This is a genomic window from Thalassolituus sp. UBA6592, from assembly GCF_002433655.1.
Lineage (GTDB): Bacteria > Pseudomonadota > Gammaproteobacteria > Pseudomonadales > Oceanobacteraceae > Venatoribacter.
This window is the reverse complement of the sequence record NZ_DJIO01000128.1, coordinates 1-11,972: the sequence shown is the minus strand read 5'-3', so window position 1 is coordinate 11,972 and position 11,972 is coordinate 1. Positions and strand designations below refer to the sequence as shown.

Below are 11,972 nucleotides of genomic sequence, written 5' to 3'. Positions count from 1 at the left end.
ATAAGGGCACATCTGACACCCAGCGGGCTTGATGTACATCAGGCCCGTTTTTGTATTGACTGCCACACTGACTTTTCAGCAATGGAGGTGTGATATGAGCGGAGAACAACAGGTCATCGACAGCTTACTGCAGCAGCTGGATCAGGCTGCCATTGATGACAATAGAGTAAATAAAGGGTATCTCGAGGATATTCTTTTCACTCAGATATTGAGCCGGCTCGCTGAGCGCCGGACGCAAAAAGATATTCTGCATCAGGTGCAATATCATCTGAATTTCGAGCAGCGCAATATCAGCGAAGATGAATTCGTTGTTACCCGCGGCTGTTGATGATTATCCGGATTTAATTAACGCTTTGGGGCCGGGAGCGGAAAGTGGCTGTATTGGAGTTATGCCGCATATAAATGACATTTTTATTATTTAATTATATTTATAAAAATTAATGGGTTAGCGGCATATCCTGTTACAAGATATATGTTTCTGCTCAGCCCCCCCAGCGCTCTGGCACAACTCATATGTCCACTACGGCGAAGATAATCAGAGCTGTGGAAGGAACACGGTTACTCTGAGCCCTCGTGGCTCGCGGTTATTCAACTGCATTTCTCCGCCGTAACTTTTCACGATGTCCTGCGCGATGGCGAGACCCAGTCCGCTGCCATCCGGGCCCTGTTCATCCAAACGCTCGCCGCGTTGCAGCAGACGTTTCTGATGACACCCATCAATGCCCGGGCCGTTATCGCTGACCTCCAGCTGCCAGCCATTGTCTTTGCGCGCAATGCTCAGATGAATATCGCCGGCGGCGTATTTGCAGGCGTTATCCAGCAGATTACCGAGTAACTCCAGCATGTCGTCACGATCCTGTGGCATTACTTCGCCCGGCGGATAATCGCTGTAAATCTGCGTCTGTGGATAGAGCTGCCGCAGAATCTGAATCAGCGGCGGCAGTTCTTCATCGAGGCGGGTCTGGCGACCGGGCGATGACAGGCCGACGATGCGCGCACGTTTCAGTTCACGCTGAATCAGGGTCTGCAGGCGCTGCAGGATATCGCGCTGCTGCTGTTGCTGTTGCGGACTGAGCTGCTCTGCCATTAACTGCAGCTGCTGCAGTGGGCGCTTCATTTCATGGGCGAGATTCCCCAGCGCATTACGCGAGCGGCTGACCCGTTCCTGCAGCAGAATCAGCAGGCGGTCGATTTCTTCCGCCAGCGGCTGTACTTCCTGGGGCAGATCGTCAACGCCGGAGTTGAGGCTGTTGCGCTCGCCAAATCTGAGTTCACGCAGCTGCTGTTGCAGTGGTTGCAGACGGCTGAACGCTGAGCGCAGCTGGCGGCGCTGCAACAGCAGCAGTGCCAGCATGGCGCCGCTCAGCAGGGCCAGGGCGATGATGCGGTATTGTTGCAGCAGGCTCTTCAGCGGCGAGATGTCTTCGGCCACCCAGACGGTGAAGGTGTGATCATTGATGCGTATGCCCTGGGCATAGCTGAGCCAGGCTTCCTGATGATTGCCGCGGTCGACACCGGGCTGCTGCCAGTGACGGGCTTCGCCCTCACCCAGATGAATATCCGGGGCCGGGTGATCCCACAGCGAGCGGCTGTGCAGGTCGATGCCGTCGGCGTGAATGGCAAAATAATGGCCGGAGTAGACGCGCTGATACAGGCTGCCGAGGCGGTCGTAATCAATGTGCCAGACGCCCTGATCGTCTTCGTTCATGGCGGAGATCAGGCTTTCGGCATCCTGGTCGAGGCGGTCGAGAATGTAATGGCTGGTCATCTCGCGCACGCCGAAATCCGCCAGCAACAGCAGCGGCAGCAGGATAACCAGCAACGTCAGCAGCCATTGGCGATGGAGCTGCTGCTGAACGGAAATCATTGGCTGTTCTCCGGCCGCAGTTGGTAGCCCTGGCCGCGACGGGTCTGAATAAAGTCTTTGCCGAAGTACTGGCGCAGGCGGTTGATGTACACCTCCATAACGTTACTGTCGCGCTGCAGATCTTCCTCGTAAACGTGCTCACTCAGACGGGTTTTGGAATGCACGTCGTTGGGGTGTTGCAGCAGATAGCGCAGCAGGCGGAATTCGATGCCGGTGAGATCAATGGTGCCTCCGTCAGCGGTATGCGCCTGCTGGCGTTCAGTATCGAGCCGTACGCCGCGCCAGCTCAGTTCATTGCTGGCGTTGCCGCTGTGACGGCGGCCAATGGCTTCCAGCCGCGCCAGCAGCTCTGCGGTGTGGAAAGGTTTGCCGAGATAATCGTCAGCACCGGCCTTCAGGCCGTCCACCCGTTCATGCCAGGCATCCCGCGCAGTGAGTACTAACACCGGCGTGCGGTTACCCGAGCTGCGCCAGCTGCGCAGCACATCGAGGCCGTTTTTACCCGGCAGGCCGAGATCAAGAATGATCAGATCCGGGCGTAATTCGTTGCCGAGAAATTCGCCGTCGATGCCGTTATCGGCCAGCTCCAGAGCATAGCCGGCGTCGCGCAGCACCGGCTGCAGCGCGGCGGTGAGTTCCTGATCGTCTTCTATTAACAGCAGTTTCATCAGTCGTGATCTTTTACCTTGTCACCCAGCAGCTCGCCACTGCTGGCATTAATCCAGGTTTTGTGGCGCTGACGGTAGTCATCGATCCATTTGAGTTCGTACACCAGCACGTCGTCTTCCCATTCCACTTCTACGTCCAGCAATTCACCGGGCAGGTTGTGGCGCTGCAGAATCGTCTCCAGCGACAGAATCTCACCCTGCTCCACCCACTGGCGGATCTGTGCCTGCGCCGGGTAAGCGTGGCGATGGCTGTGGCTGCCGTAGTTGTCGCTGTCGTGATCATGATCGCTGGCACTGGCGACGTTAATCATCCCAGCGGCCAAAACCGGGAATATCCACTTCGTGTTCATTGAACCTGCCTTTGGCTGCCTGACGGTGGCAGCTGTCGCATTGGCTGAAAGACCGCACCTGCGGATTGTCCTGTACCATCCTCTGCGGTACTTCGTCGTGCTTACGCAGAAAGTATGGCAGTTCTGTGATGCGCAGGGGAGTCTCCTGATCATCAAGACGCCGGCTGAATTTATAGTCATCACCGGCGGCACTGGTGAGGTAGTTCAGAATCCCGCTCTGTTGCGCTGGCGTGAGGCTGGCATCTTCTCCGAAGTGATCGTCCAGGCCGGACATCAAAGCCTGCCAGCTGCGGGCAGGCAGGAATTTTGCCGGATAGGCTATATGGCAGCTGCTGCACTCTGCGGCATACAAGGCATTCTGTGGTGCAGCTGACGCATTGCGGTAATCCTCGTACTGACGATAGCTGTGGTCATCATCTTTATGATCACTGTCAGCCAGTGAGGTATGGATGCCACCGCCGACGCCATAGAGGCCGAGAACGAGAGCGCCGCCAAGCAGCAGAGAGCCGGCGCCGTAGCGCAGAACATTAATGACCTTGCTGCGTTGGCCCGCTGCGGCAGGGGTTTGTTCCGCAGTTGCTGGGGTTTGTTCTGATGTGGCCGGGGTTTGTTCAGACATAGCGCACCTCCACAGTACACTTCTGGCAATAGCCATCGGTTACCGATGGCTGCTGATTGTTCAGGGCTGGCTCAGCCAGCGGATAACATCGCCTTTTTCCTGAGCAGAACATTCCCGGCCCAGTGTCCAGCGACAGTTGCGGCGGAACCACTTTTCGGTATTGGCGGCGTCAGTAAAGCGCTTCGGATTAGCGCGCACTGACATCGGCGGAATCGCTTTGCCGGTACGCTGGTGGGTACCTGGCTGGTCCGGGTCTGCGTTATGACACTGGCTGCAGCTGCGGCCGTTGACCTGTTGCTGCCATAACTCCTGACCGGCCTGGGCATCAAAGGGCCCGGCGCCCTGCTGTTGCAGTGCTTGCAACTGGCTTTCAGCACTGTCAGCAGCCTGTACCTGATTAACCGTTAAAGCAGCGGCCAGCAGGCTCATAGCAAACAGAAATATGGGACGTCGCTTCATCTTTATTCCCCCGCCTGTGCGTCATCACTGCGCGTTTCTTTGCGGCCGTGAATCATTGAACGCACCAGGTTTTCACGGTGATGGACGCTGCTGAACAGCACTCCGGCAACGTGCAGGAGCGCCAGCATCAGGGTGCCGTTGGCGAAGAACTCGTGGATTTCTTTCAGCGTGTGTTCGTTAAACGTCGCCAGCCAGCTGCCAGCCAGTGGTCCGGCGTTTTCGTCTGCGCCCAGCGTTGCCATACCGAAGATCACGGTACCGGCAATAAATACCAGCAGAGCGATGATCATGGCACCACCGGCCGGATTATGGCCGAGATAGCGTTTGGCGCGGCCTGCGGGAATATCCTTCAGATACTGCAGCACATTACGTGGTGAGCGGACAAAATCTGTAAAGCGGGCATGGCGTGTGCCGATGATGCCCCAGGCCAGACGGAAGATGATCAGCAGGGTAACGGCGTAACCGGACCACACGTGCAGCGTGTCGGATACGTCTTCGCTGAGGTAGGCGGAAAAGAAGAACAGCACCAGCGACCAGTGAAAGATACGCACCAGCGGATCCCAGACACGCACGGTGCGGGATTCATCCGCGGTTGAAGACGGTGTGGTTTTACTGCTGTGAACAGGTTGGCCTGTGTGGTTCATAGCGCACTCTCCTCTGAAGATGACTCCAGAATAAAACGCGCTGCCTTAAACCAACCTTAAGGAATGTGTGGAAATCTTGTGATCGGGATTTCCACACATCAGTAGCGCTGAAGAAGCACTACAGGTGAGCCGGCTCAGAGGCCAAAACCAATAGCAGATACAGCTTTGCCAAAGACAGCGTCTTTATAGAAGGCTGCACCGGCATCATCACCACCGGCACCGGCGACAATCATCATCGGCAGCAGGTGCTCTTCACGCGGATGCACCTGACGGGCAGCAGGTGCTGTCGTCCAGTGGTCGAGGGCTTCAGCACGCTGATCCAGAGGTTTGGCCGCAGCATCGTTGAGCCAGTCATCAAACGCTTTGGAAGCCTGCATATCACTCTGGGACGGAGCAAAAAATGCGCGCAGGTTGTGGTAGCTGAGGCCGCTGCCGATGATCAGCACGTTGTCATCACGCAGGCTCTGCAGTGCTTTACCGGCAGCCACGTGTTCGGCAGGGTCCAGACCCTGTTTCAGCGACATCGCCAGTACCGGTACGTCTTCGTTCGGGTACGCCACTTTTAACGGAATAAACACACCGTGATCCCATGGTGCATTGGCATCCACATTGGCTTCGATGCCGGCTGCACGCAGCAGGCCTGCGGCTTTTTCGGCCAGCTCAGGCGCACCGGCTGCTTTATAGGTCAGCTCATAGGTGTGCGGTGGGAAGCCGTAGTAATCGTATTCCAGATCCGGTTGAGCACCACCGGCAAAGGTAAAGACCGGTGCTTCCCAGTGGGCGGAAATCAGCAGGATGGCTTTTGGTGCCTGCGGCACACGCTCAGGAATCGAACGCAGCATATTGGCCATGTTGTCCCACAGGTGCGGGTCGCCCGGCCAGTCCATAAAGAAGCAGGGGCCACCACCATGGGGTACATATAGAGAAGGTTGAGCTTTCATAAAATCACCGGATTATTCAATTAGTACGAGTTTAACTGTTTTGGTTATTTTAGAACTTAGCCACAGGCGAACAGTTTTTTTCACGTTAAGGATTAATACCTGCAGTTGTCAGGGTTTTCCCTGAGCAGGGATTGCTGCAGGAAGAAGTCGCAGGAATACAGCAAGGACGAACCCGCCGGCGGATTTGTGGTAATATCCGCGCCTTTGAACATCCCTGCTGTGATTGCCCGGAAGACTACCCATGACTGATTCCAATGATGCCCTGAAGGCCCGGCTGCTGCGCGGCGCTTCCGCTATGCAGATTGAGCTCACCGATGCTCAGGCGGACGCATTGATGGATTACCTCGGGCTGTTTCAGAAATGGAATAAGGCCTACAACCTGACCGCCATCCGCGAACCGCAGAGCATGGTTGATCTGCATCTGCTCGACAGTCTGGCGGTGCATCCTTATGTACAGGAAGCCAACACCATTATTGATGTTGGCACAGGACCGGGATTGCCGGGTGTGGTGCTGGCCATTATGAACCCGCACAAGCAGTTCACCCTGCTCGATTCTAATGGCAAAAAAACCCGCTTTCTGTTTCAGGCGCGTACCGCGCTGCAGCTTGAGAACCTCACCATAGTGAACGATCGGGTGGAGGCATATCATCCCCCACAGCCTTTCGATATGATTGTCAGCCGCGCGTTTGCCTCGCTCGCAGATATGACCACCTGGTGCCGCCATCTGCGCGCCGATGATGGCTGTTTTCTCGCCATGAAAGGTCAGTATCCGGACGACGAACTGCGCGCAATTGAAGACGAATTTAAGCTGGTGGCGAGTCATGCCATCGAGGTACCGGGCGTGGAAGGCGAGCGACATCTGCTGCGTCTGGTACCCCGCTGAGTTAAGGCAAAAGGAAACATCGTGAGCAAAGTTCTGGCTATCGCGAATCAGAAAGGTGGTGTTGGCAAAACCACCACAGCCGTGAATCTGGCCGCCTCTCTGGTGGCGACCAAACGCCGGGTTCTGCTGGTGGATCTCGATCCGCAGGGTAACGCCACCATGGGCAGCGGGGTCGATAAACACGATCTTGAACTGTCCATGTATGAAGTGCTCACCGGCAAATGCCGTACAGCCGCGGCTGTGCACAAATCCGAGCATGGTCTGTTTGACCTGTTGCCGGCCAATGGTGACCTGACCGCTGCCGAAGTTGAACTGATGGATATGTCGCGCCGCGAAGTCCGTCTGCGTGAAGCGCTGGCGGAAGTGCGCCCGGATTACGACTATATCCTGATCGACTGTCCGCCCTCACTGAATATGCTGACGGTCAACGCATTGGTTGCCGCCCAGGGGGTGCTGATCCCGATGCAGTGTGAGTACTACGCACTGGAAGGTCTCAGCGCGCTGATGCAGACCATTGAGTCGATCAAAGGCAGCCTCAATCCGAAACTGGAAATCGAAGGCCTGCTGCGCACCATGTACGACCCGCGCAACAGCCTGACCGTGGATGTCTCCACTCAGCTGATCAGCCATTTTGGCGATCGCGTCTACGGCACCGTCATTCCGCGCAACGTCCGTCTGGCAGAAGCGCCGAGTTACGGCATGCCGGTACTGACTTATGATAAATCCTCCCGCGGTGCGGTGGCATATCTGGCCCTGGCCGGAGAAATGAACCGTCGCCTCGGGCAGACAGCACAGAGTAAATAAAGAAGGTGTCAGATCGCATGACGAAGAAAAAACGCGGCCTCGGACGTGGGCTGGATGCCCTGTTAACCAGCTCCCGTGCAGCGGAAGTAGCGACCCTGCCGGATGATGCGCCGGCAGAGGACATACCTGAGGAACAGGCTGCCGTAACCGTCGTCGATACTGATCAAAGTGATTTCACTGATGGCGAACTGCGTCATCTGCCGGTGGAGTGGATTCAGCCGGGGCAGTACCAGCCACGTAAAGATATCCAGCCGGAAGCGCTGGAAGAGCTGGCGGCGTCGATTAAATCTCAGGGTCTGATGCAGCCTATCGTCGTGCGGCCTTTGCCTGTAGGTGAAAACCGTTATGAAATTATTGCCGGTGAGCGCCGCTGGCGTGCTTCCCAGCTGGCACAGCTGGATCGTGTACCGGCGTTAATCCGGGATGTACCCGATGAAGCCGCCATCGCCATGGCGCTGATCGAAAACATCCAGCGTGAGAATCTGAACCCGATGGAAGAAGCCAATGCGCTCTACCGTCTGCAGCACGAATTTGAGCTGACACAGATGGAAGTGGCTGAGGCTGTGGGTAAAAACCGCGCTACCGTTGCCAACCTGCTGCGGCTGATGAATCTCAATGACGACGTGAAGAAATTACTCGAACACGGCGACATTGAAATGGGCCATGCCCGTGCCCTGCTCGGTCTTGAAGGTGGCAGGCAAAGCGAGGCAGCATCACAGGTTGTGACCCGTGCGCTGACGGTTCGTCAGACGGAAGCCCTGGTGCGTCATCTGCTGGAAGGTGGTGATCAGAAGCCTTCCGCGGGTACCAAAGTCAGCCCGGATATTCAGCGCCTTGAGCGCCTGCTGGGGGATCGTCTGGGAGCGAAAGTAGCGATTGCCCATTCCGCCAAAGGCAAAGGCAAGCTGGTCATCAATTACAGCTCGCTGGACGAACTGGACGGCATCCTCGCTCACATCAAATAAGCTGGTTTTAAAAGTACCTTTACGTACCTTTACCGTCGCAAAAGCCACAATACCACTGTCTTTACAGTGGTATTTCTTACAATGTACTTCAGCCTGATCTGCATCACCTCCTTTAGGCTAATTATTATCATTTTGCCTCGTGTTTCGGTTGAAGCTATGTGGGGTACCCCATATAATCACGGCCGCCTGAAAAAGGCCGTTGCAGAAACTGACCAATTAAATGGGGCCCTGGATGCCTGGCATACCACGTCCTCCGGTCTACCGGATCGTGATCTTTCAACTGTTACTCACGATGCTGGTCGCGCTGATTGCGCTTCTGCATAGTCCGCTGGCCGCAAAATCGGCCCTGTTAGGCGGACTGACCTGCGCTCTGCCGAATGCCTATTTTATCTGGCGCGCATTTCGCTACAGCGGTGCAAGGTCTGCTGCACATGTGGTGCAGTCGTTTTACCAGGGTGAGTCCTGGAAGTTTGTGCTCACAGCGCTGTGTTTTGGTGTCATCTTCCAGCGCGTTGAGCCTCTGAATGTTCTTGCACTGTTTGCCGGTTTCATAACAGTGCAGCTGGGGCACATCGCTTCAGCAAAGATTGCCAATTTATAAACCTTAGAAAACGAGAGTGAACAATGGCTGGTAATTCCCAGGAATATATCTCGCACCATTTAACCAATCTTACCTACGGTAAGCTCCCTGCCGGTTACGTCCGTCACGAAGTTGCAGAAGATGGCACAGTGCATGAGCACGAACTGACCACTGCGACCTGGACCATGGCTCACAACTCAGAAGAAGCAGCTCAGATGGGCTTCACCGCGGTAAACGTGGATTCTCTGGGCTGGTCTTTCGGCCTCGGCGCTCTGATCATGTTCCTGTTCTGGCGTGCGGCTAAGAAGGCAACCACTGCGGTTCCTACTGGTTTCCAGAACTTCGCTGAAATGATCATCGAGTTTATTGACAACACAACCAAGGAAGCGTTCCACGGCCATAACCCGCTGGTTGCTCCTCTGGCAATGACCATCTTCACCTGGGTCTTCATGATGAACTTCATGGACCTTATCCCGGTAGACGTGCTGCCAACTATCTTCGGCGCCATGGGTCTGCACTTCATGAAAGTTGTGCCTTCTACCGACGTTAACATCACGATGGGTATGTCCCTGACTGTTTTCGCCATGATGATCTTCTATTCTATCAAGGTGAAAGGCATCAGCGGCTTCGTTGGCGAGCTGACTCTGCAGCCGTTCAGCGCTAAGAACCCAGTCGTTCAGGCCATCTTTATCCCTATTAACTTAATTCTGGAATCCGTTGCTCTGATCGCCAAGCCTATCTCTCTGGCTTTGCGTCTGTTCGGCAACATGTATGCCGGTGAGATGATCTTCATCCTCATCGCGCTGATGTTCTCTGCCGGAGCGGCGCTGGCCATTATGGGTGGTGTTCTGCAATGGGCCTGGGCGGTTTTCCACATTCTGGTGATCACACTGCAAGCGTTCATTTTCATGATGTTAACCATCGTGTATCTGAGCATGTCGCACGAAGATCATTAATTTTTAACCCTTAACTCACTTTAACTAACTACTTCTATTTGGAGAAAATTATGGAACAAGGTCTGGTATTCCTGGCTGCAGCTCTGATGATCGGTCTGGGTGCTCTGGGTACTGCAATCGGTTTTGGTCTGCTGGGTGGTCGTCTGCTGGAAGGTACTGCTCGTCAGCCTGAGCTGGGTCCAATGCTGCAAGGTAAAATGTTCCTGATCGCTGGTCTGTTGGACGCCGTGCCAATGATCGGTGTTGGTCTGGGTCTGTACCTGATGTTCGCTGCCTAAGGGTTCAAGTTAAAAACGAACTTCCTTAATCAATGAACATGAGGGCTCTGGCGTGAACATTAACGCGACTCTGATCGGCCAGATCATCACGTTCGCAATCTTCGTGTGGTTCTGCATGAAGTTTGTATGGCCTCACCTGCTGGGCGCCATGCAAGAGCGTGAAAAGAAAATTGCCGATGGTCTGGATGCAGCTAACCGCGCTGCACGTGATCTGGAACTGGCGCAGGAAAAAGCGTCTGACCAGCTGCGTGAAAGCAAAGAAAAAGCTGCTGAAATCATCGAACAGGCTAACAAGCGTGCCAACCAGATTATCGATGAGGCTAAAGAAGCCGCTCGTTCTGAAGGTGCACGTCTGGTAGCCGCTGCTCAAGCTGAAGTTGAGCAAGAGGTGAACCGCGCTAAAGAAGATCTGCGTAAGCAGGTATCTGAGCTGGCCGTTGCCGGTGCAGCCAAAATTCTTGGTAAGTCAGTTGATCCGGCCGCTCACTCTGAGCTGCTGAATAAACTTGCTGACGAACTGTAAGCGGGGTTGCCATGGCTGAATTAACAACTCTCGCTCGGCCATACGCGAAAGCGGTGTTTGCTGAAGCACAAGAGAAGAATGCTCTGGACGCCTGGTCTGATGACCTGGCGATCCTGGCGGCATTCGCTGCCGATGCCGATATGGCAAAGGTACTGGTGCACCCGTCTCTGACGGCTGAACAGCAGGCACAGGCTTTGACTGACGTATGTGGCGACAAGCTGAAAGACGCAGCCAAAAACCTGGTAGCCGTTCTGGCAGAAAACAAGCGCCTGCCGCTGTTGCCTGAAATCGCCGCTCTGTATGAAGAGCTGAAAGCTCAGCTGCAGAACACTGTTGATGTTGTTGTGACTTCTGCACAGGAACTGAGCAGTGACCAGGCGGACAAGCTGGCACAGGCACTGAAAGCCAAACTGAACTGCGACGTACGTTTGACCAGCGAAGTCGATGAGTCTCTCATCGGCGGCGCCATCATCCGTGCAGGTGATCTGGTAATCGACGGCTCGATCACCGGTAAGCTGTCTAAATTAGCCGAAGCGATGAAATCCTAGTTTGAGGGACGATGCATGCAGCAACTGAATCCATCCGAGATCAGTGAAGTCATCAAAAAACGCATCGAAAGTCTCGATGTGACTTCACAAGCCCAGAACGAGGGCACCGTCGTATCTGTATCCGACGGTATCGTTCGTATTCACGGTCTGGCTGACGCCATGTACGGTGAAATGATTGAATTTGAAGGCGGTGTATATGGCCTGGCAATGAACCTGGAGCGTGACTCCGTTGGTGCCGTTGTTCTGGGTGAATACAAAAACCTGGCTGAAGGCCAGACTGCCAAATGTACTGGTCGTATTCTGGAAGTACCGACTGGCGAAGCTCTGCTGGGTCGCGTTGTCGACACACTGGGTAACCCAATCGATGGTAAGGGTCCGATCGAAACTTCTACCTTTGCTCCGGTTGAGCGCGTTGCACCAGGCGTTATTGCACGTCAGGGTGTAGACCAGCCTCTGCCTACTGGTTATAAGGCAGTTGACTCCATGGTACCGGTAGGCCGTGGCCAGCGTGAGCTGATCATTGGTGACCGTCAGACTGGTAAGTCTGCCATGGCTATCGATGCCATCATCAACCAGAAAGGTACCGGCATTAAATGTATCTACGTGGCCATTGGTCAGAAGCAATCTTCTATTGCTAACGTAGTGCGTAAGCTGGAAGAGCATGGCGCAATGGAACACACCATCATCGTTGCCGCTGGTGCAGCCGATCCTGCAGCAATGCAGTACCTGGCTCCATACGCTGGCTGTGCGATGGGTGAATACTTCCTGGACCGCGGTGAAGATGCACTGATCGTATACGATGACCTGACTAAACAGGCATGGGCATACCGTCAGATCTCCCTGCTGCTGAAACGCCCACCGGGCCGTGAAGCATACCCAGGTGACGT

General features: G+C 55.0%; 16 protein-coding genes and 1 pseudogene. 10 read left to right on the top strand and 7 right to left on the bottom strand.

Going from position 1 to position 11,972, the window contains the following annotated elements:
- Window positions 1–94: 94 nt before the first annotated feature.
- The gene (locus tag B2Z72_RS12020; protein ID WP_296982278.1) at window positions 95–328 is read left to right on the top strand and encodes a hypothetical protein; all 234 of its coding nucleotides are present in this window, start codon (window positions 95–97) and stop codon (window positions 326–328) included.
- A 207-nt stretch (window positions 329–535) separates the two neighbouring features.
- Here the strand turns inward: B2Z72_RS12020 and B2Z72_RS12015 are convergent, their stop codons facing one another.
- The 7 genes from B2Z72_RS12015 to B2Z72_RS11985 all read right to left on the bottom strand — a co-directional run bounded on the left by B2Z72_RS12015 (window position 536) and on the right by B2Z72_RS11985 (window position 5,548).
- Entirely contained in the window at window positions 536–1,867 is a 1,332-nt protein-coding gene (locus tag B2Z72_RS12015; RefSeq protein WP_296982275.1) for a sensor histidine kinase, read from the bottom strand.
- Window positions 1,864–2,535, bottom strand: coding sequence for a response regulator transcription factor (locus B2Z72_RS12010; protein WP_296982273.1), 672 nt, complete (start codon window positions 2,533–2,535; stop codon window positions 1,864–1,866). Before B2Z72_RS12010 ends, B2Z72_RS12015 begins: the two co-directional genes overlap by 4 nt.
- Window positions 2,535–2,846: a PepSY domain-containing protein gene (locus tag B2Z72_RS12005; RefSeq protein ID WP_296982271.1), complete on the bottom strand. Its 312-nt coding sequence runs from the start codon at window positions 2,844–2,846 to the stop codon at window positions 2,535–2,537. The genes B2Z72_RS12010 and B2Z72_RS12005 overlap by 1 nt, the downstream gene beginning before the upstream one ends.
- Entirely contained in the window at window positions 2,839–3,504 is a 666-nt protein-coding gene (locus B2Z72_RS12000; protein WP_296982269.1) for a diheme cytochrome c, read from the bottom strand. The genes B2Z72_RS12005 and B2Z72_RS12000 overlap by 8 nt, the downstream gene beginning before the upstream one ends.
- Before the next feature lie 60 nt (window positions 3,505–3,564).
- Window positions 3,565–3,963: a DUF1924 domain-containing protein gene (locus B2Z72_RS11995; protein WP_296982267.1), complete on the bottom strand. Its 399-nt coding sequence runs from the start codon at window positions 3,961–3,963 to the stop codon at window positions 3,565–3,567.
- Window positions 3,964–3,965: 2 nt separating this feature from the next.
- Entirely contained in the window at window positions 3,966–4,607 is a 642-nt protein-coding gene (locus B2Z72_RS11990) for a cytochrome b/b6 domain-containing protein (protein ID WP_296982265.1), read from the bottom strand.
- Window positions 4,608–4,741: 134 nt separating this feature from the next.
- The gene (locus B2Z72_RS11985; protein WP_296982263.1) at window positions 4,742–5,548 is read right to left on the bottom strand and encodes a DODA-type extradiol aromatic ring-opening family dioxygenase; all 807 of its coding nucleotides are present in this window, start codon (window positions 5,546–5,548) and stop codon (window positions 4,742–4,744) included.
- Between the two features lie 241 nt (window positions 5,549–5,789).
- On the opposite strand from B2Z72_RS11985, the gene rsmG reads away from it, so the two are divergent.
- The 9 genes and pseudogenes from rsmG to B2Z72_RS11940 all read left to right on the top strand — a co-directional run.
- Window positions 5,790–6,431 carry a 16S rRNA (guanine(527)-N(7))-methyltransferase RsmG gene (gene rsmG, locus B2Z72_RS11980; protein WP_296982261.1) on the top strand — a complete coding sequence of 214 codons (642 nt, stop codon included), beginning with the start codon at window positions 5,790–5,792 and terminating at the stop codon, window positions 6,429–6,431.
- A gap of 21 nt (window positions 6,432–6,452) precedes the next feature.
- Window positions 6,453–7,235 carry a ParA family protein gene (locus B2Z72_RS11975; RefSeq protein ID WP_296982259.1) on the top strand — a complete coding sequence of 261 codons (783 nt, stop codon included), beginning with the start codon at window positions 6,453–6,455 and terminating at the stop codon, window positions 7,233–7,235.
- Window positions 7,236–7,252: 17 nt separating this feature from the next.
- Complete coding sequence (locus B2Z72_RS11970) at window positions 7,253–8,200, top strand: ParB/RepB/Spo0J family partition protein (RefSeq protein ID WP_296982257.1); 948 nt, start codon at window positions 7,253–7,255, stop codon at window positions 8,198–8,200.
- 220 nt (window positions 8,201–8,420) lie between these two features.
- Window positions 8,421–8,801, top strand: a complete 381-nt coding sequence (locus tag B2Z72_RS11965) for an ATP synthase subunit I (RefSeq protein WP_296982254.1) — start codon at window positions 8,421–8,423, stop codon at window positions 8,799–8,801.
- A gap of 23 nt (window positions 8,802–8,824) precedes the next feature.
- Window positions 8,825–9,736: a F0F1 ATP synthase subunit A gene (gene atpB / locus B2Z72_RS11960; RefSeq protein ID WP_296982253.1), complete on the top strand. Its 912-nt coding sequence runs from the start codon at window positions 8,825–8,827 to the stop codon at window positions 9,734–9,736.
- Window positions 9,737–9,786: 50 nt separating this feature from the next.
- The gene (atpE, locus tag B2Z72_RS11955) at window positions 9,787–10,014 is read left to right on the top strand and encodes a F0F1 ATP synthase subunit C (RefSeq protein ID WP_015488783.1); all 228 of its coding nucleotides are present in this window, start codon (window positions 9,787–9,789) and stop codon (window positions 10,012–10,014) included.
- 52 nt (window positions 10,015–10,066) lie between these two features.
- Entirely contained in the window at window positions 10,067–10,537 is a 471-nt protein-coding gene (locus B2Z72_RS11950) for a F0F1 ATP synthase subunit B (protein ID WP_296982242.1), read from the top strand.
- Window positions 10,538–10,548: 11 nt separating this feature from the next.
- Window positions 10,549–11,085: a F0F1 ATP synthase subunit delta gene (locus B2Z72_RS11945; protein ID WP_296982240.1), complete on the top strand. Its 537-nt coding sequence runs from the start codon at window positions 10,549–10,551 to the stop codon at window positions 11,083–11,085.
- 15 nt (window positions 11,086–11,100) lie between these two features.
- A pseudogene (locus B2Z72_RS11940) lies at window positions 11,101–11,972 on the top strand (F0F1 ATP synthase subunit alpha); the annotation flags it as partial.